We start from the raw sequence: 18,661 nt of genomic DNA, 5'->3' as shown, positions 1-18,661 counted from the left end.
AGCTTCCCGGGCCGCTCACCCGCGGGTCAGATGCCGTAGACGCGGCGGGCGGTCCCGGAGAACACCGCGTCCCGCTCGGCCGGGGCGAGGCCGTCGGTCAGGGTGCGGGCGGCGTCGACGACCTCGGCGTAGGAGGCGGCGAGCCGCGAGACCGGCCAGTCGGAGCCGAACATCAGGCGGTCCGGGCCGAAGGCGTCCAGCACGGTGCCGGCGTAGGGCGCGAGGTCGGCGGTGGTCCAGGAGTCCCAGTCGGCCTCGGTGACCATGCCGGACAGCTTGCAGACGGCGTTGGGCAGCGCGGCCAGCGCCCGCAGGTCGTCCGCCCACGGCCGCAACGTTCCCGCGGCGATGGGGGGTTTGCCCAGGTGGTCCAGGACGAACACCAGCTCCGGCAGGAGCGCCGCCGCCTTGGTTGCCGCCGGCAGTTGCTCGGCCAGCACCACCAGGTCGTACACCAGACCCGCCTCGGCCACGGCGCGCAGCCCGCGCTGCACGTCGGCGCGGAGCAGCCACTCCGGGTCGGGCTCGCCCTGCACCTGGTGGCGGATGCCCACCAGGCGCTCCCCGCCGGGCAGTTCGCGCAGGGCCGCGAGCCGGTCGGCGACCGCGGGGTCCGTCAGGTCGGTCCAGCCCACGACCCCGGCGACGAGACCGCCCGGCGCGGCGAGGGCGAGGAACTCCGGTGTCTCCTCGGCGACGGTGACGGTCTGGACGAGGACGGTGGCGGTGACGCCCGCCGCCCGCGCCTCGGGTTCCAGGTCGGCGACGGAGAACGAGCGGCGCAGCGGGGCCAGCCGCTCGCCGGTGAGCCAGTCCTGGTCGCGGACGGCGAGGTCCCAGACGTGGTGGTGGGCGTCCACGACGCCGTGCGGCACGGTCACAGCTCCCACACCACCGGCAGGGTCGCCCCGGCGCCGTCCGCCGAGTAGTCGTGCGCGACGTCCAGGAGCTCCGCCATCCGCGCCTGCCAGGCGATGTTGACGGGCAGGCCCTCCAGCGCGGCGATCATCGCCGGGTAGTCGTCCACGTCCAGGAGGTGGAACAGATCGGTTCCGCTGCGCCAGATGGTCCACGCGCGCACGCCCGCGGCGCGGATCGCGGTGGTGAGCTCCTCGGGCACCTCGCGGTGAGCCGCCTCGTACTCCCCGATCCGGTCGGCGCGGACCGTGGTGTGCAGCGCGACCTTCACGACGCCTCCCCGGGGGGTACGGGCGTCTCGGCGCCGAGCAGTCCCTCGGCGCGCAGGTCGTCCCAGAGCGCGGCCGGCAGCGGGTGCTGGTGCATCGCCTCGGCGTCGCGCACCTCCGCGGGCGAGCGGAGCCCCAGCAGCACGCTCGCCACGGCCGGATGCGCGGCGGGGAAGCGCTGGGCCGCCGCGCGCAGGGGGACGCCGTGGCGGCCGGTGACGGACTGGAGACGGCGGGCGCGGGCCAGGACGGGGGCGGGGACCGGGGCGTACTCGTACCGGGAGTCCGGGCGCGGGTCGATCAGTAGGCCGGAGTTGAAGACCCCGCCGACGACCACGCTCTTCCCGCGCACCGCCGCCTCCGGCAGCACTTCGGCGAGGCCCTCCTGCTCCAGCAGCGTGTAGCGGCCGGCCATCAGCACCACGTCCACGTCGGTGTCGCGCAGGAAGCGCGCGAGCATGCCCGTCTGGTTCATGCCGGCGCCGATGGCGTCCACGACTCCCTCGGACCGCAGCTTCTCCAGGGCGGGGTAGCCCTGGCCGAAGGCCTCTTCCGCGTGGTCGTCGGGATCGTGCAGGAAGACGACGTCGATGCGGTCGAGGCCGAGGCGCCGCAGGCTGTCCTCGATGCTGCGGCGCACGCCGTCGGCGCTGAAGTCCCAGACCCGGCGGTGGTCGGCGGGGACGGCGAAGCCGTTCGCCAGGTCGTCGCCGACCGCCGCGCCGCCGTCCCCGGCGGGCTCCAGAAGGCGACCGACCTTGGTCGAGACCGTGTACTGCTCGCGCGGCCGGTCGCGCAGGGCGGCGCCGAGCCGCCGCTCGGACAGCCCCAGGCCGTAGTGCGGGGCGGTGTCGAAGAAGCGGATGCCCGCGTCCCAGGCGGCGTCCACGGCCTGCGCCGCCGCCTCGTCGGTGACCGGTGTGAACAGGTTGCCGAGGGCCGCGGAGCCGAAGCCCACCGCGGTCACGGGGACGCCGCTGCGGCCGAGGGTGTTGCGTCGCATCCCCGCTCCCCTCATTGCCCTGCCGGGCGCAGGCGCAGCCCGGCCATGCCGCCGTCGACCGCGAGCGCGGTGCCGGTGACCGAGGCCGCGGCGGGGCTCGCCAGGTAGGCGATGGCGGCGGCCACCTCGTCCGCGGTCACCAGGCGGCCCATGGGCTGCCGGGCCCGCAGCGCGGCGCGCTCGGCCTCGGGGTCGTCGGCGGCGTCCAGCAGGCGCGCCACCCACGGGGTGTCGGCGGTGCCGGGGTTGACGCAGTTGACGCGGATGCCCTCGCGGACGTGGTCGGCCGCCATCGCCAGCGTCAGCGACAGGACCGCGCCCTTGCTCGCGCTGTACAGGGCGCGCTGGGGCAGCCCCGCGGTGGCGGCGATCGAGCAGGTGTTGACGACCGACGCGTGGGCGGAGCGCCGCAGGTGGGGGAGGGCCGCGCGGGTGGTGCGGACCATGCCGAGGACGTTGACGTCGAGCACGCGGTGCCACTGCTCGTCGGGGTTGTCCTCGATGGTGCCCGCGGCGCCGATCCCGGCGTTGTTGACCACGATGTCGAGACCGCCCAGCTCCTGCGCCGCCGCGTCGACGGCGGCCCGCGTGGAGGCGTCGTCGGACACGTCCGCCTTGAAGGCCAGCAGCGGTTCCGGCAGCGCGCCGGGCGCGAGGTCGAGCACGGCGACCCGGGCGCCGCGCGCCGCGAGGAGCCGCGCGGTGGCCAGTCCGATTCCCGAGGCGCCGCCCGTCACCAGGGCGGCGAGCCCGCTCAGCCCGTCCAGTTCGCTCATGCCGTCTGTCCTTCCTGCCCTGCCCGGTCGGCCACCCAGAACGTACCGTCCGGGTAGCGGAATTCGTCGATCGATTCCGGTCTCATCTGCGCCGAGAAGCCGGGTTCCGCGGGAGCGGTGTAGTGGCCGTGCCGGATGACGACCGGGGTGACGAAGTGCTCGTGGAGGTGGTCCACGTACTCGATGACGCGGTCCTCGGTGGTGCCGGACAGCGCCACGTAGTCGAACATCGACAGGTGCTGCACCAGTTCGCACAGCCCCACGCCGCCCGCGTGCGGACAGACCGGCACACCGAAGGCGGCGGCCAGCAGCAGGATGGCCAGGTTCTCGTTGACACCGCCGACGCGCGCCGCGTCGATCTGGAGCACGTCGAGCGCCCCGGCCTGCAGCAACTGCTTGAAGACGATGCGGTTCTGCACGTGCTCGCCGGTGGCGACCCGCACCGGGGCCACGGCCTCGCGGACGGCGGCGTGGCCGAGGACGTCGTCGGGCGAGGTCGGCTCCTCGATCCAGTACGGCTCGAACTCGCCGAGCGCGTTCACCCAGGCCACGGCCTCGCCGACGTTCCAGCGCTGGTTGGCGTCGATCGCGATGCGCACGTCGGGGCCGACGGCGGCGCGGGCGGCGCGCAGCCGGCGGACGTCGTCCTCCAGGTCGGCGCCGACCTTCAGCTTGATCTGGGTGAAGCCGTCGGCGACCGCCTGCTTGGCGAGCCGGGTCAGCTTCTCGTCGGAGTAGCCGAGCCAGCCGGGCGAGGTGGTGTAGCCGGGATAGCCCCGTTCCCGCAGCCCGGCGGCGCGGGCGGCCGCGCCCTCCTTGCCGCGCCGCAGCAGTTCCAGGGCGCGTTCGGGGGTGAGGGCGTCGGCGATGTAGCGGAAGTCGACCTGGGAGACCAGCCATTCGGGTTCGGCGTCGGCCAGGAAGCGCCACAGCGGCTTGTCGGCGCGCTTGGCGGCCAGGTCCCACACGGCGTTGACGACGGCGCCGATCGCCATGTGCATCACGCCCTTCTCGGGGCCCAGCCAGCGCAGCTGGCTGTCACCGGTCAGGTCGCGGGCGACCGAGCCGGGGTCGGCGCACACCTCGTCCACCGGGCGGCCGATCAGGTGCGGGCGCAGCGCTTCGATGGCCGCGACCTGGACGTCGTTGCCGCGTCCGATGGTGAAGACGAAGCCGTGCCCCTCCAGGCCGTCGCCGGCGTCGGTGCGCAGCACCACGTACGCGGCGGAATAGTCGGGATCCGGGTTCATCGCGTCGGACCCGTCCAGTTCCCGTGAGGTGGGGAAGCGGATGTCGTGGGTGTCGATCGCGGTGATACAGGCGGAGGTCGCGGACAACTGGCTGCCTTTCACGCTCGGCCATGGGCGAGACATCGGAGGTCTCGCGCCAGGGTGACTGTAAGCGCCATCGGCCGGGGCTGGCAATCCATTCCTCGGATGTCTGTGACGGATGGGTGTGCCGCGCCCGATGGGCAACGGATTCGTCCGATCGTGTCCGTACAGGGGGTTGTCATGACAGCACGACGGACTTACTTTCCTTCTCGTCCGCGATACCTCGGATGAATCGCCCCCGCCCTGGGCAAGGAGAGAACACGGCCATGAAGCTCGCCCGTACGCGCTCCACCGCCGCGGTTGCCGCGGCCGCACTTGCGTTGGCCGCCCTCGCCACCGCCTGCAACCGCGGCAGCGACAGCACCGCCGGGGCAGGTGGTGACAAGAAGCCGGCCATCGGCATCGACCTGCCGCGCTCCGACTCCGACTTCTGGAACTCCTACGCGCAGTACATCGAGCAGGGCATCAAGGACGACGGCCTGAACGCCCTGCCGCGCAGCAACTCGCAGAACGACGTCACCAAGCTCGTGGCCAACGTCCAGGTCTTCGAGAACACCGGCGCGAAGTCCGTCGTGATGGCCCCTCAGGACACCGGCGCGATCGCCTCCACGCTCGACACCCTGGCCGGCAAGAAGATCCCGGTCGTCAGTGTGGACACCCGCCCCGACAAGGGCGACGTCTACATGGTCGTCCGCGCCGACAACAAGGCGTACGGCACCAAGGCGTGCGAGTTCCTCGGCGAGCAGATGGGCGGCAAGGGCAAGATCGCCGAGTTCCAGGGAGCCCTGGACTCCATCAACGGACGCGACCGCTCCGAGGCGTTCGCGGCCTGCATGAAGGAGAAGTTCCCCGGGATCCGGGTCTTCGAGCTGCCGACCGACTGGAAGGGTGACGTGGCGTCGGCCAAGCTGCAGAGCCTGCTCGCCCAGCACCCCGACCTCGGCGGCATCTACATGCAGGCCGGCGGCGTCTTCCTGCAGCCCACCCTCGCCCTGCTGAAGCAGAAGGGCCTGCTCAAGCCGGCCGGGCAGAAGGGCCACATCTTCATCATCTCCAACGACGGCATCCCGCAGGAGTTCGACGCGATCCGCAAGGGCGAGATCGACGCCACCGTCTCCCAGCCCGCCGACCTGTACGCCAAGTACGCGCTCTTCTACGCCAAGGCCGCCGCCGAGGGCAAGACCTTCCAGGCCGGCCCGACCGACCACGACTCCACCATCATCGCCATCCCCAACGGCCTGGAGGACCAGCTCCCGGCGCCTCTGGTGACCAAGGACAACGTCGACGACAAGGCCCTGTGGGGCAACAACATCGGCTGATCCGCGGCGGCCCGGGGCCGGTCCGGCCGCACCGGCCCGCTCCGGCCCCGCCCGCCGCCCACCCGTACGCACGCACCGCACCCGCACGCACCGCATCCGCAGAACGGAATCCACCATGGCGGACCCCGCCACCGCGCCGCCCCCCGTGGCCGAGGCGACCGGGATCGGCAAACGCTTCGGCGCCACCGTGGCGCTGCGCGACGCCCGCATCTCGGTCGCCGCCGGCGAGTCGCACGCACTCGTCGGCCGCAACGGCGCGGGCAAGTCCACCCTCGTCAACATCCTCACCGGCCTGTACCAGCCCGACGCGGGGAGCCTGCGCTTCTCCGGCGCGCCGGCTCCCTCGTTCGGGGACACCGACGCCTGGCGCGCCCGGGTCGCCTGCGTCTACCAGCGCTCCACGGTCATCGGGGAGCTGTCGGTGGCCGAGAACCTCTTCCTCAACCGGCAGAGCGCCGGCTCCCTGCGGCCCATCCGGTGGAGGACCCTGCGGCAGCGGGCCCAGGACCTGCTCGCCGAGTACGGGGTCGACATCGACCCCGCCGCCCGGGCCCGCGACCTCACCGTCGAGCAGCGGCAGTTCGTGGAGATCGCGCGCGCCCTGTCCTTCGGCGCGCGCTTCATCATCCTGGACGAGCCCACCGCGCGCCTGGACGCCGGTGGCATCTCGCGCCTGTTCGACAAGCTCCGTGACCTGCAACGGCAGGGCGTCGCCTTCCTGTTCATCTCCCACCACCTGCAGGAGGTCTACGACCTCTGCAGCACCGTCACCGTGTACCGGGACGCCCGCCACATCGTCACCGCGCCCGTGGCCGAGATCGGCCACGACGCCCTGGTGGAGGCGATGACGGGGGAGTCCGCGGGCGCCGCGCAGCCGTGGGCCGCCGCCGAGACCGCCCCCGCGGCAGCGGACGACGGGCCGGAATTGCTCTCCGTGACCGGACTGACCCTCGACGGGGCGTACGAGGACGTCAGCCTCTCGGTACGGGCCGGCGAGGTGGTGGGCCTCGCGGGAGCCACCGCGAGCGGCGCCGTGCGGCTCGGCGAGACGCTCGCCGGACTGCACCGCGCCGACACCGGGCGGATCGCCGTCGCCGGGCGCCCGGTGCGGGCCGGCGGGGTGCCCGACGCCCTCGCGGCGGGCGTGGGCCTGGTGCCCGAGGACCGGCACCACCAGGGACTGGTCGCCAACCGCAGCGTGGCCGAGAACGCGACCCTGACCGTGACCGACCAGCTCGGGCCGTTCGGCACCGTCCTCCCCTCGCGCACACGGGACTTCGCCGAGCGGATGATCGAGGACCTGGACATCAGGACCCCGGGCTTCGCCACTCCCGTCTCCGCGCTGTCCGGCGGCAACCAGCAGAAGGTCGTGGTCGCCCGCGCCCTCGCCACCGACCCGCACGTCCTGGTGGCGGTCCGCCCGACCAACGGCGTGGACGTGCGGTCCAAGGAGTTCCTGCTCGGCAGGATCCGCCAGGTCGCCGGCGCGGGCCGGGCGGCACTGATCATCTCCGACGAACTGGACGACCTGAGGGCCTGCGACCGGATCGTGGCGATGTTCCACGGCCGGGTCGTCGCGGAGTTCGACCGGGGCTGGCGGGACGAGGAACTGGTCGCCGCCATGGAGGGCGTGTCCCGCGCCCCGTCCGCCGGAGCGTCCGGCACCGCCGGTGACGCCGGCCCCTCAGAGCAGGAAAGGTAGTCATGTCCGCCACCACCGACGTCACCGAACCCCCGGTGCCCGCCGCGAAGAACTCCGCGGCGGACGAGCCGCGCCGCGGGCCCGGCGGCCTCGCGCGCTTCCGTGAACTCTCCCTCGTGCCGGCCATCTTCGTGCTCGGGGTCATCGGGTTCATCGTCTCGCCCGCCTTCCTGACCTCCGACAACCTGATCGGTGTGGCCCAGCAGTCCACCGAGCTGAGCCTGCTGGTGCTCGCCGAGGCGCTGATCCTCATCGCCGGGCGCATGGACCTGTCCCTGGAGTCCACCATCGGCGTCGCCCCGGTGATCGCCGTATGGCTCGTACTGCCCTCCTCCGGCGGCCGCTTCACCGGCCTGGAACTCCTTCCCGTGTGGACGGCGATCCCGCTGTGCCTGCTGGTCGGCGCGGTGATCGGTGCGATCAACGGCTTCCTGATCCTCAAGCTGCGCCTGAACGGCTTCATCGTCACCCTCGGCGCCCTCACCATGCTGCGCGGTCTGCAGATCGCCATCTCCGAGGGGCGTTCCATCGTCGAGCTGCCCGGCTCGTTCACCTATCTGGGGCACGCGTCCTGGTTCGGGGTGCCGGCCGCGATCTGGGTCTGCGCCGTTCTGTTCGCCGCCGGCGGCTGCGCGCTGGCCTGGCTGCGCCACGGCAGGGCGCTGTACGCGATCGGCGGCAACGCCGAGGCCGCCCGCACCGCGGGCATCCGCGTGGACCGGATCACCTGGGTCGTCCTGATCATCGGCGGGGTGCTCGCGGCCTTCGCGGGCATCCTCTACAGCGGGCACTACGGCTCGATCTCCGCCGACCAGGGCAGCGGCTGGATCTTCCAGGTCTTCGCCGCGACCGTCATCGGCGGCGTCAGCCTCAACGGCGGCCGCGGCACGCTGTTCGGGGCGCTGACCGGTGTGCTCACCCTGCAACTCGTCGTCAACGTGATGACGCTGGCGGGCGTGCCGCCGCTGTGGAACCAGTTCCTCAACGGCGCCATCATCATCGTCGCCCTGATCATCTCCCGCTTCGCCTCCGGCGAGAAGCAGGAGTAGCCGGGAGCAGGTCCCTCGCCCGTGTCCCGGTCAGTAGTAGCCCTCGACCGGGACGCGGGCCTCGTCGTAGAGGGCCGGGCCCTCCTGCGGAACCCGCGGGAACCCGGCCTTCGCGGCGGGCGACTTCAGGCCCGTGAGCTGCTCACCGGACAGGGCGTACACCACCCGGCCGAGGCCGGACCGCTCCAGGGCCCCCGCGCACATGCCGCAGGGCTGGCAGCTGGTGTACATCGTCGTGGCGGCCGCGGTCGCCGGGTCCAGCTCCCGCGCCGCCCACCGGGCCAGCTTGAGTTCCGGATGGGCGGTGATGTCGTCGTCGGTGATGCTGCTGTTGCGCTCCTCCGCGAGCACCGTGCCGTCCGGGCCGGCCAGCAGCGAGCCGAAGGGCGGATTGCCCGACGCGCGGGCCTCGGCCGCCAGCGCGACGGCCCTGCGCAGCAGGCGTGTCGTCTCGTCGTCCATGGTCACTCCGTCTCCCTCTCCGTTCCCGGTTCCACTTCTGTCTCCGTGCGCCGGGCGGCCAGCGCCGCGAGCGCGTACCAGGCCCCTTGCGGGTGCAGTGTCTCGCCGGGGTCGCCGCCGAAGGGGTCGAGGACCACCGACTCGGCTCCCATCAGCCGCAGTTGACGCAGGTCGTCCAGGATCTGGTCGAGCGTGCCCTCACCGGCACGCCGGTCGGGCGTGGTGACCGGGGCGTCGGTGAGCCGCAGGAGGACCCGGGGGGTGAACGCGGGGACCGGCCGTTCCGCCTCCCGCGCCGCCGAGACGAGCCGGTCGAGTCCGCCGCGCAGCCACGGCATCGTGGCGCGCAGCGGATGCCAGGCGTCGCCCAGCCGGACCGCCCGGCGGATGCCCGCGTCGCTGTTGCCGCCGACCCACAGCGGGATCCGGCCGCCGGCGTAGTCGGCCTCGTTCCGCCACGCCGCCCGGATCACCCCCAGGTGGTCGTCCGTCAGCCGGCCGCGGCGCTCGAAGGGGACACCGAGCGCCTCGAACTCCTGCCGCGCCCAGCCGACGCCCACCCCCAGCACCAGCCGGCCGCCGCTGAGCGCGTTGAGGTTGGCGGCCATCCGGGCCACGGCCAGCGGGTGCCGGTACGGGACGATCAGCACCGTGGTCCCCAGGCCCACCCGTTCGGTGACCCCGGCCAGCCACGAGAGCGCGGTGAACGGCTCGTAGAACGGGGCCGGGTACTGCTCGGCCACATCGGGGGTCACCGCGAGGTGGTCGGAGACCATCAGCAGGTCGAAGCCGAGCCCCTCCACCGTCCGGGCCCAGTCGCGCAGCACACCGGGGTCGGTACCCGGTCCAAAATTGGGGACGTTCACACCAAGGCGCACAACGGTCAGGCTATCCACCGCGGGCGGCAGACCGTAAGGCATTCCTCACGGTCTGCCGGGCAAGTCGCCGTGGATCCAACGGTATTCTGCGCGCATGGCCGAGACTCTTGACGGGACCGACTGGGCGATCCTGGACGAGCTGCAACGCGACGGGCGCGTCCCCTTCACCGAACTCGCGCGCCGGGTCAGCCTGAGCCCGTCGGCGACGACCGAGCGGGTCCGCCGGCTGGAGGCGCTGGGCATCGTCACGGGCTACCGGGCCGAGGTGGACCTGGAGAAGGCGGGGTTCCCGGTGCTCGCCGTCGTCCGGCTGAAGTACCCCGGCAGCCGGCACGAGCCGCTGCACCGCCTGCTCGGCGAGCGGCGGGAGATCCTGGAGTGCCTGCGGACCACGGGCGACGACTGCTACGTGCTCAAGGTCGCCGCCACCTCCATGGCCCATCTGGAGACGGTCATGGACGAACTGGCCGGCTTCGGCAGCACGGCCACCAGCGTGGTCTACCGGCAGACCCTCCCGTACCGCGGCCCCGGCGGCCCCGGCGGCCCCGGCGGCCCCGCGCCCGCGACGCCGTGACGGCGCCGGCCGCGACCCGGCGGGATGCCGGGCCGCGGCCGACGGAAGGCCTGCGGGTGACGGGCCGTCAGCGGGCGGCGATGGCCGGGTCGCTGGTGCTCGTGTAGCCGCTCTCCACGTGGGCGGCCAGACGGCGCACAAAGCCGGCGTCGTGGTCCGCGGTGACGGTCAGGTCATACCAGCCCTGGCTGCGCTTGGTCTCCGCGGAGTGCACGACGCGGGCGCCGGGACGCAGCTTGTAGGTGGCCGTCTTCTCCTTGCCGTAGCCGTCCGCCACCGTGAACTCCACCGTGGTGGGGCCGTCGTTGGTCAGCACCAGCCGCAGGATGCCGAGGTCGCCGTCGTGGCGGGCGCTGACCTCGGGGCCCGCGCCGGTGACCCCGCCGGCGAAGCGGCGCAGGAAGCCGTTGGGGCCGTGGACGGTGAAGTCGTAGCCCCCCTGCGCGTCCTCGGCGACGCTCCAGGTGTCGGACAGCGAGCGCCCGGACTCGACGGTGTACGTCCACGGGCCGGCGGCGTGCGACGCCGACGTCACGAGGAAGCCGGCCCCCGCGGTGCCGTGCGAGGCGAAGTCGATCCGCAGCGTTCCGGTGGCGGTGCTGACCCGGCCGTCCGCGGACAGGTCGTACGGCAGGGCCCGTGCCGCGCGCATGCCGCCCTCCTGGCGGGGGAGCGCGCCCTTGGCGGGCGGGGTCGGCACGTAGTCGGGGTGGCGCTTGTTGTCCGGCGGGAGGTAGCCGCTGGTGTCGGGCAGCTCCGCCGCGTCGGTGTCGCTGTGCCGGAAGTCGAACGCCGAGGTCAGGTCGCCGCACACCGCGCGCCGCCAGGGGGAGATGTTGGGCTCGGTCACCCCGAAGCGGCGCTCGATCAGCTGGATGATCGAGGTGTGGTCGAAGGTCTGCGAGCAGACGTAGCCGCCCTTGCTCCACGGCGACACCACGAACATCGGCACGCGCTGGCCGAGCCCGTACGGGCCCGCGGGGTGCGCGGCGGAGCCCGCGTACAGGTCGCCGGAGACGTCGACGGTGGACTTGCCCTGGGCGGCGGAGGCGGCCGGGAACGGCGGCACGACGTGGTCGAAGAAGCCGTCGTTCTCGTCGTAGGTGATGAGCAGCGCCGTCTTGCTCCACACCTCCGGGTTGGAGGTGAGGGCGTCCAGGACCTGCGCGATGTACCAGGCGCCGTAGTTGACCGGCCAGTTGGGGTGCTCGGTGAACGCCTCGGGCGCCACGATCCAGGAGACCTGCGGGAGCGTGCCCGCGGTGACGTCGGCGCGCAGGATGTCGAAGAAGCCCTGGCCGTTCTTGGCGTCGGTGCCAGTACGGGCCTTGTCGTACAGCGGGTCGCCGGGCTTGGCGTTGCGGTACTGGTCGAAGTACAGCAGCGAGTTGTCGCCGTAGTTGCCGCGGTAGGCGTCCTGGATCCAGCCCCAGCCGCCGGCCGCGTCGAGGCCGTCGCCGATGTCCTGGTAGATCTTCCAGTCCACGCCCGCCTGCTCGAGGCGCTCCGGGTACGTCGTCCAGGCGTAGCCCGCCTCCTCGTTGCCGAGGACGGGGCCGCGGCCCTTGCCGTCGTTGCCCGTGTAACCCGTCCACATGTAGTAGCGGTTCGGGTCGGTCGAGCCGATGAACGAGCAGTGGTACGCGTCGCAGATCGTGAAGGCCTCGGCGAGCGCGAAGTGGAACGGGATGTCCTCGCGGGTCAGGTGCGCCATGGTGGTGGCGGACTTGGCGGGCACCCACTTGTCGTACTTGCCCTGGTTGACCGCGGCGTGGCCGTCGTTCCAGCTGTGCGGCAGGTCCTGGAGGAACGCCAGCCCGAGGTCGTCGTGGTCGGGGCGGAACGGCAGGACGTCCTTCTTGCCGTCGGACTGGTACCAGACCGGCTTGCCGTTCGGCTGCGCCACCGGGTGGGGGTCGCCGAAACCGCGGACACCGCGCAGCGTGCCGAAGTAGTGGTCGAAGGAGCGGTTCTCCTGCATCAGGACGACGATGTGCTCGATGTCCTGGAGCGAACGCGTCCTGCGGTTCGCCGGGATCTCCGCCGCTCGGGCGATGCTGGTGGAGAGCACCGACAAGGCGGCGGTACCGCCCGCCAGTTGCATGAAGCGTCTGCGGTCGATGGCGTTCATGTAAGGCCTGTCTCCCGGGATGTCCGCGGCCGTAACAGGGGTGGCCAGTGTCACCAGGCCCGCGCGAACTCCCGTTGGCGGCGAGGAGAAGCAGTCGCGAAGCCTGCGCCAACCCGCTGCCGCCGGAGACGACTTCCGCCGGTCAACACCGCTTGCGACAGGCGTAGTTGAGCGTCGCTCCGTGCCGTCCTGTCCGCCTCCCGCGGACCGTACGTCGCCGCAGGTCAACGGTGGACACCCGGCCGGACGCAACGACGCTCGGACGCCCGCCGCGCCGGGGCCGCACGGGATACTGCCCCCATGAACCGTCTCGAACGCTGGGAGCAGCGGACCAGGGCGCCGCTGCTCGCGCTGGCGCTGGTGTTCGGCGCGGCGTACGCGTTGCCGATCCTGGTGCCGGGCGCCGACCCGGCGCTCATCACCACCGCCCACTGGACCGAGCGCAGTGTGTGGGCGCTCTTCGCGGGCGACTACCTGGTCCGCCTGGGGCTGAGCGAGCAGCGGTGGGAGTTCATCAGGCGCCAGCCGCTGAGCCTGGCCGTGGTCGTGCTGCCGCTGCTCGAGCCGCTGCGCCTGCTGCGCCTGGTCTCCGCGCTCTTCCTGGTGGGCCAGCGGGTGCGGCTGGCCGCGCAGGTGCGGCTGACGACCTATGTGGTGGGTGCGGTGCTGGGGCTGCTCGCCTTCGGCTCGGTCGCCGTCCTGGAGGCCGAGCGGCACTCGCCGCACGGGAACATCCGCACGATCGGCGACGCGCTGTGGTGGTCGTTCACCACCATGACGACCGTGGGCTACGGCGACCACGCCCCCACCACCGGCGTCGGCCGGCTCATCGCCGTCGGCCTGATGCTGTCCGGGATCGCCCTGCTCGGTGTGGTCACGGCCAACATCGCCGCCTGGTTCCTGGCCCGTTTCCAGGAGGACGAGGAGGAGGGCCGGATCCTCCAGGAGCTGACCGAGGAACTGCTGCGGGAGGTCAAGGAGCTGCGGCGCGAGGTCGCCGAACTGGGCGGCGCGCGGCACGGGACCGCTCCCGAAACGCCGGAACCGGCCCGCGGGGCGGGCGCCGGATAGGGCATCGGAGTGGAACCGATCAAGACGCCCCGGAATGGGCTAGGTCACAGGCGTTGCCCCTGCTGCGCGCCTGCGAACGCCCACTAACCTTTGAGGCATGACGGTCCTGCCTGACGACGGGCTTTCTCTGGCCGCCGAATTCCCGGATGCGAGCCGTGCGCAATGGCAGTCCCTCGTCGAGGGTGTGCTGCGCAAGGCGGGCAAGGACGTGTCGGGAGAGGCGGTGGAGGACGCGCTGTCCACCACCCTCGAAGACGGGCTCACCACGCGCCCCCTGTACACCGCGCCCGACGCGCCCGGAGCCTTCGGCGACGCGGTCGGACTTCCCGGCTTCGCGCCCTTCACCCGCGGCGCCGCGCCGGCGGGGGCCGTGGCCGGCGGCTGGGACGTACGCCAGCGCCACACGCGGCCCGACGCGGTCCGCACCAATGAGGCCGTGCTGAGCGACCTCGAGAACGGGGTCACCTCCCTCTGGCTCGCCGTCGGCGACCGCGGTGTTCCCGCTGCCGAGCTCGGCACCGCGCTGCGGGGCGTCCTCCTCGACCTCGCGCCCGTCGTGCTCGACGCCGGCCCGGACACCGGGGCGGCGGCCGACGCGCTGTTCGCGCTGTACGAGGAGCACGGCACGGCCCGCGAGGCCGCCCGCGGCAACCTCGGCGCCGACCCGCTGGGGCACGTGGCCCGCACGGGCGACCCCGGGTCGCTCGACGCGCACACGGCCGAGGCCGCGCGGCTCGCCCTGCGCTCCCATGAGGAGTACCCGGGGCTGCGCGCCCTGACCGTGGACGCCCTGCCGTACCACGAGGCCGGCGGTTCGGCGGCCCAGGAGCTCGGCGCCTCCCTCGCCACCGGCGTCGCCTACCTGCGCGCGCTCACCGGGGCCGGGCTGCCGGTCGACGCGGCCTGCGGGCAGCTGGAGTTCCGCTACGCCGCCACCGCGGACCAGTTCCTGACGATCGCCAAGCTGCGCGCGGCCCGCCGCCTGTGGTCCCGGGTCGCCGAGGTGTGCGGCGCGACCGCGGCCGCCGCGGCGCAGCGCCAGCACGTCGTCACCTCGCCGGTGATGATGACCCGCCGCGACCCGTGGGTGAACATGCTCCGCACCACCGTCGCGACGCTCGCCGCCGGTGTCGGCGGCGCGGACTCGGTCACGGTGCTGCCGTTCGACCACGCGCTCGGCCTGCCCGACGCCTTCGCCCGGCGCATCGCGCGCAACACCTCGGCGATCCTGATGGAGGAGTCCCACCTGGCCCGGGTCGTCGATCCGGCCGGCGGCTCCTGGTACGTGGAACGGCTCACCGCGGAACTCGCCGACGCCGCCTGGTCCTGGTTCCAGGAGCTGGAGCGCGCGGGCGGCCAGGCCGCGGCGCTGGCCTCCGGCCTGGTCGGCGAGCGGCTGGCGGCGACCTGGCGGGTGCGGGCCAAGGCGCTGGCCAAGCGCCGCGAGCCCGTCACGGGCGTCAGCGAGTTCCCGCTGCTCTCCGAGGCACCGGTCGAGCGCGACCCGGCGCCCGCGGTACTCTCCGGCGGTCTGCCGAGGGTCCGCCGCGATGAGGCGTACGAGGCGCTGCGCGCCCGCTCGGACGCCCATCTGGCCGCCACCGGGGCCCGTCCCCGGGTGTTCCTGGCCGCCCTCGGTCCGGCCGCCGCGCACACCGCCCGGGTCACCTTCGCCGCCAACCTCTTCCAGGCCGGTGGCATCGAGCCCGTCCACGACCCGCTCTCGGTGGACGCCGGGTCGGTGGCCGACGCCTTCGCCCGCAGCGGCGCGCAGGCGGCGTGCCTGTGCTCCAGCGACGCGCTGTACGAGGAGCAGGCCGCCGGTGTGGCCGCCGCCCTCAAGGCCGCGGGCGCGGGCCCGGTCTTCCTGGCCGGGCGGCCGGGAGAGCGGGAAGCGGCCTTCACGGAGGCGGGCGTCGACGCGTTCGTCTTCGCGGGCGGCGACGCGGTCGCCGTCCTGACCTCGGTGCTCGACCGGATCGGAGTGGCGTGATGCGGATCCCGGACTTCTCCGAGATCGAGCTGGGACCGGGCGCCGGCGGCGGCGCCACCGAGGACCAGTGGCGCGCGGCGGTCAAGGAGACCACCGGCCGCGCCGCCGAGGACCTGCTGTGGGAGACGCCCGAGGGCATCGGCGTCAAGCCGCTGTACACCGGACGCGACCTGGAGGGCCTGGACTTCCTGGGCACCTACCCGGGCATCGCGCCGTACCTGCGCGGCCCCTACCCGACGATGTACGTCAACCAGCCCTGGACGATCCGCCAGTACGCGGGCTTCTCCACCGCCGAGGAGTCCAACGCGTTCTACCGGCGCAACCTGGCCGCGGGTCAGAAGGGCCTGTCGGTCGCCTTCGACCTGCCGACCCACCGGGGCTACGACAGCGACCACCCGCGCGTCACGGGCGACGTCGGCATGGCGGGCGTGGCGATCGACTCGATCTACGACATGCGGCAGCTCTTCGACGGCATCCCGCTGGACCGGATGACCGTGTCGATGACGATGAACGGCGCCGTGCTGCCGGTGCTCGCGCTCTACATCGTGGCCGCCGAGGAGCAGGGCGTACCGCCCGAGAAGCTGGCCGGGACCATCCAGAACGACATCCTCAAGGAGTTCATGGTCCGCAACACCTACATCTATCCGCCGAAGCCCTCGATGCGGATCATCTCCGACATCTTCGCGTACACCTCGCAGCGGATGCCGCGCTACAACTCCATCTCCATCTCCGGCTACCACATCCAGGAGGCCGGGGCCACGGCCGACCTGGAGCTGGCCTACACCCTCGCGGACGGCGTGGAGTACCTGCGGGCCGGTCTCGGCGCGGGCCTGGACGTGGACGCCTTCGCGCCGCGGCTGTCGTTCTTCTGGGCGATCGGCATGAACTTCTTCATGGAGATCGCCAAGCTGCGCGCGGCACGCCTGCTGTGGGCCAAGCTGGTCCGGCAGTTCGAGCCGCAGAACGTCAAGTCGCTGTCCCTGCGCACCCATTCGCAGACCTCCGGCTGGTCGCTCACCGCGCAGGACGTCTTCAACAACGTCACGCGCACCTGCGTGGAGGCCATGGCCGCCACCCAGGGCCACACCCAGTCGCTGCACACCAACGCCCTCGACGAGGCGCTGGCGCTGCCCACCGACTTCTCCGCGCGCATCGCCCGCAACACCCAGCTGCTGCTCCAGCAGGAGGCGGGCACCAACCGGGTCATCGACCCGTGGGGCGGGTCCGCGTACGTGGAGAAGCTGACGTACGACCTGGCGCGCCGCGCCTGGCAGCACATTCAGGAGGTCGAGGCCGCGGGCGGCATGGCCCAGGCCATCGACGCGGGCATCCCCAAGATGCGCGTCGAGGAGGCCGCGGCCCGCACCCAGGCCCGCATCGACTCCGGCCGGCAGCCGGTGATCGGCGTCAACAAGTACCGGGTGGACAGCGACGAGAAGATCGAGGTCCTCAAGGTCGACAACTCCTCCGTGCGCACCCAGCAGATCGCCAAGCTGCGCCGGCTGCGCGAGGAGCGCGACGAGAGGGCCTGCCAGGACGCGCTGAGCGCCCTGACGGCCGCCGCCGGCGGCAGCGGCAACCTGCTGGAACTCGCGGTGAACGCCGCGCGGGCCAAGGCGACCGTCGGCGAGATCTCCGACGCCCTGGAGAAGGTGTACGGCCGGCACGCCGGGCAGATCCGTACGATCTCCGGTGTGTACCGCAACGAGGCAGGGGAGTCGCCGTCCGTGGACCGCACCCGCGCGCTGGTCGGCCGCTTCGAGGAGGCCGAGGGCCGCCGTCCGCGCATCCTCGTCGCCAAGATGGGCCAGGACGGCCACGACCGCGGCCAGAAGGTGATCGCCACCGCGTTCGCCGACCTGGGCTTCACCGTGGACGTCGGCCCGCTCTTCCAGACCCCGGCCGAGGTGGCCCGGCAGGCGGTGGAGGCCGACGTGCACATCGTCGGCGTCTCCTCGCTGGCGGCCGGACACCTCACGCTGGTGCCCGCGCTGCGCGAGGAACTGGCCGCCGAGGGGCGCGAGGACATCATGATCGTGGTCGGCGGCGTCATCCCGCCGCAGGACGTGCCCGAACTGCTGGAGGCCGGCGCGGCCGCCGTCTTCCCGCCCGGCACGGTCATCCCGGACTCCGCCCACGACCTGGTCACGCGGCTCGCCGCCGCGCTCGGCCACGAGCTGTGAGCCCATGCGCCGGCCAATCGACCCGGATGTCTACGCCAAAGGAGTCCTGGACGGCTCCCGGGCCTGGATCGCGCGCGCCATCACCCTGGTGGAGTCGTCGCGGCCCGACCACCGGGAGCTCGCCCAGCGGCTGCTGACCGAGCTGCTGCCGCACGCGGGCAGGGCCCGCAGGATCGGCATCAGCGGCGTCCCCGGAGTGGGCAAGTCCACCTTCATCGACGCCTTCGGCACGCTGCTCACCGGCCTCGGCCACCGGGTCGCGGTGCTCGCCGTCGACCCGTCGTCCACGCTGACCGGCGGCTCCGTCCTCGGCGACAAGACGCGGATGGAACGGCTGTCGGTGGACCCCGCGGCCTTTGTGCGGCCGTCGCCGTCGGCCGGGACGCTCGGCGGTGTCGCCAAGGCGACCCGTGAGTCGATGGTCGTGGTGGAGGCCGCGGGCTACGACGTGGTCCTGGTGGAGACCGTGGGCGTCGGCCAGTCGGAGACCGCGGTCGCCGGCATGGTCGACTCCTTCCTGCTGCTCACGCTGGCCCGCACGGGCGACCAGCTCCAGGGCATCAAGAAAGGCGTGCTGGAGCTCGCCGACGTCATCGCCGTCAACAAGGCCGACGGCCCGCACGAGCGCGACGCGCGCGCCGCCGCCCGCGAACTGTCCGGCGCCCTGCGGCTGATGCAGTCCGCCGACGCTGTCTGGACCCCGCCGGTGCTCACCTGCAGCGCCCGCGAGGACACCGGCCTCGACGTCGTCTGGGAACGGCTGGAGCAGCACCGCGCGCTCCTGGACTCCGGGGGGCGGCTGGAGGCCAAGCGTCGCGACCAGCAGGTGGAGTGGGCCTGGAGCATGGTCCGCGACGAACTGCTGGGCCGGCTGCGGGACCACCCCGAGGTCCGCCGTCTGGCCCCGGAGGTCGAACGCCAGGTCCGCGAGGGCACGTTGACGGCCACGTCGGCGGCCGGGCGCATCCTCGGCGCCTTCTCCGGCTGACGCACGGCCCCCGG

16 protein-coding genes are annotated in these 18,661 nt (G+C 73.0%); 8 read left to right on the top strand and 8 right to left on the bottom strand.

The window, feature by feature from the left end; all coding sequences use genetic code 11:
- Positions 1-26: 26 nt before the first annotated feature.
- The 5 genes from ACIP64_RS32680 to ACIP64_RS32660 are packed head-to-tail and all read right to left on the bottom strand — an operon-like array spanning position 27 to position 4,303.
- A complete protein-coding gene (locus ACIP64_RS32680; RefSeq protein ID WP_401593882.1) occupies positions 27-881 on the bottom strand; it encodes an amidohydrolase family protein in 855 nt (284 codons plus the stop codon).
- Positions 878-1,189: an L-rhamnose mutarotase gene (locus tag ACIP64_RS32675; RefSeq protein ID WP_401593879.1), complete on the bottom strand. Its 312-nt coding sequence runs from the start codon at positions 1,187-1,189 to the stop codon at positions 878-880. Before ACIP64_RS32675 ends, ACIP64_RS32680 begins: the two co-directional genes overlap by 4 nt.
- Positions 1,186-2,190 carry an aldo/keto reductase gene (locus tag ACIP64_RS32670; RefSeq protein WP_401593877.1) on the bottom strand — a complete coding sequence of 335 codons (1,005 nt, stop codon included), beginning with the start codon at positions 2,188-2,190 and terminating at the stop codon, positions 1,186-1,188. The genes ACIP64_RS32675 and ACIP64_RS32670 overlap by 4 nt, the downstream gene beginning before the upstream one ends.
- A gap of 11 nt (positions 2,191-2,201) precedes the next feature.
- On the bottom strand, positions 2,202-2,966 hold the full coding sequence (locus ACIP64_RS32665; RefSeq protein ID WP_401593874.1) for an SDR family NAD(P)-dependent oxidoreductase: 765 nt from the start codon (positions 2,964-2,966) through the stop codon (positions 2,202-2,204).
- Positions 2,963-4,303 carry an enolase C-terminal domain-like protein gene (locus ACIP64_RS32660; RefSeq protein ID WP_401593871.1) on the bottom strand — a complete coding sequence of 447 codons (1,341 nt, stop codon included), beginning with the start codon at positions 4,301-4,303 and terminating at the stop codon, positions 2,963-2,965. The genes ACIP64_RS32665 and ACIP64_RS32660 overlap by 4 nt, the downstream gene beginning before the upstream one ends.
- 260 nt (positions 4,304-4,563) lie before the next feature.
- Here ACIP64_RS32660 and ACIP64_RS32655 point away from each other — a divergent pair, with 260 nt between their 5' ends.
- The 3 genes from ACIP64_RS32655 to ACIP64_RS32645 all read left to right on the top strand — a co-directional run bounded on the left by ACIP64_RS32655 (position 4,564) and on the right by ACIP64_RS32645 (position 8,367).
- Positions 4,564-5,616 carry a sugar ABC transporter substrate-binding protein gene (locus tag ACIP64_RS32655; RefSeq protein ID WP_401593868.1) on the top strand — a complete coding sequence of 351 codons (1,053 nt, stop codon included), beginning with the start codon at positions 4,564-4,566 and terminating at the stop codon, positions 5,614-5,616.
- 115 nt (positions 5,617-5,731) lie between these two features.
- Positions 5,732-7,318 (top strand): sugar ABC transporter ATP-binding protein, encoded by a 1,587-nt coding sequence (locus ACIP64_RS32650; protein ID WP_401593865.1) that lies wholly within the window; start codon positions 5,732-5,734, stop codon positions 7,316-7,318.
- Positions 7,319-7,320: 2 nt separating this feature from the next.
- Positions 7,321-8,367, top strand: a complete 1,047-nt coding sequence (locus ACIP64_RS32645; RefSeq protein WP_360911771.1) for an ABC transporter permease — start codon at positions 7,321-7,323, stop codon at positions 8,365-8,367.
- 30 nt (positions 8,368-8,397) lie between these two features.
- On the opposite strand, the gene ACIP64_RS32640 is transcribed toward ACIP64_RS32645, so the two are convergent.
- Positions 8,398-8,829 carry a nucleoside deaminase gene (locus tag ACIP64_RS32640; protein ID WP_401593862.1) on the bottom strand — a complete coding sequence of 144 codons (432 nt, stop codon included), beginning with the start codon at positions 8,827-8,829 and terminating at the stop codon, positions 8,398-8,400.
- A 2-nt stretch (positions 8,830-8,831) separates the two neighbouring features.
- Positions 8,832-9,707 (bottom strand): TIGR03619 family F420-dependent LLM class oxidoreductase, encoded by an 876-nt coding sequence (locus ACIP64_RS32635; RefSeq protein WP_401593859.1) that lies wholly within the window; start codon positions 9,705-9,707, stop codon positions 8,832-8,834.
- A 94-nt stretch (positions 9,708-9,801) separates the two neighbouring features.
- On the opposite strand from ACIP64_RS32635, the gene ACIP64_RS32630 reads away from it, so the two are divergent.
- Positions 9,802-10,281, top strand: coding sequence for an Lrp/AsnC family transcriptional regulator (locus ACIP64_RS32630; protein WP_401593856.1), 480 nt, complete (start codon positions 9,802-9,804; stop codon positions 10,279-10,281).
- Between the two features lie 67 nt (positions 10,282-10,348).
- Here ACIP64_RS32630 and ACIP64_RS32625 read toward each other — a convergent pair whose 3' ends face one another.
- Entirely contained in the window at positions 10,349-12,412 is a 2,064-nt protein-coding gene (locus ACIP64_RS32625) for a phosphocholine-specific phospholipase C (RefSeq protein ID WP_401593853.1), read from the bottom strand.
- Positions 12,413-12,712: 300 nt separating this feature from the next.
- Here ACIP64_RS32625 and ACIP64_RS32620 point away from each other — a divergent pair, with 300 nt between their 5' ends.
- The 4 genes from ACIP64_RS32620 to meaB all read left to right on the top strand — a co-directional run bounded on the left by ACIP64_RS32620 (position 12,713) and on the right by meaB (position 18,647).
- A complete protein-coding gene (locus ACIP64_RS32620; RefSeq protein ID WP_401593850.1) occupies positions 12,713-13,483 on the top strand; it encodes a potassium channel family protein in 771 nt (256 codons plus the stop codon).
- Positions 13,484-13,580: 97 nt separating this feature from the next.
- The gene (locus ACIP64_RS32615; protein WP_401593848.1) at positions 13,581-15,476 is read left to right on the top strand and encodes a methylmalonyl-CoA mutase family protein; all 1,896 of its coding nucleotides are present in this window, start codon (positions 13,581-13,583) and stop codon (positions 15,474-15,476) included.
- Positions 15,476-17,659 (top strand): methylmalonyl-CoA mutase, encoded by a 2,184-nt coding sequence (scpA, locus tag ACIP64_RS32610; RefSeq protein ID WP_401593845.1) that lies wholly within the window; start codon positions 15,476-15,478, stop codon positions 17,657-17,659. The genes ACIP64_RS32615 and scpA overlap by 1 nt, the downstream gene beginning before the upstream one ends.
- A 4-nt stretch (positions 17,660-17,663) precedes the next feature.
- Positions 17,664-18,647 (top strand): methylmalonyl Co-A mutase-associated GTPase MeaB, encoded by a 984-nt coding sequence (meaB, locus tag ACIP64_RS32605; RefSeq protein WP_401593843.1) that lies wholly within the window; start codon positions 17,664-17,666, stop codon positions 18,645-18,647.
- Positions 18,648-18,661: the final 14 nt, after the last annotated feature.

It is taken from the genome of Streptomyces sp. NPDC088733 (assembly GCF_044751185.1).
Taxonomy (GTDB): Bacteria; Actinomycetota; Actinomycetes; order Streptomycetales; family Streptomycetaceae; genus Actinacidiphila.
The sequence above is the reverse complement of the archived record's forward strand: the minus strand, read 5'-3'. Positions and strand labels throughout refer to the sequence as shown.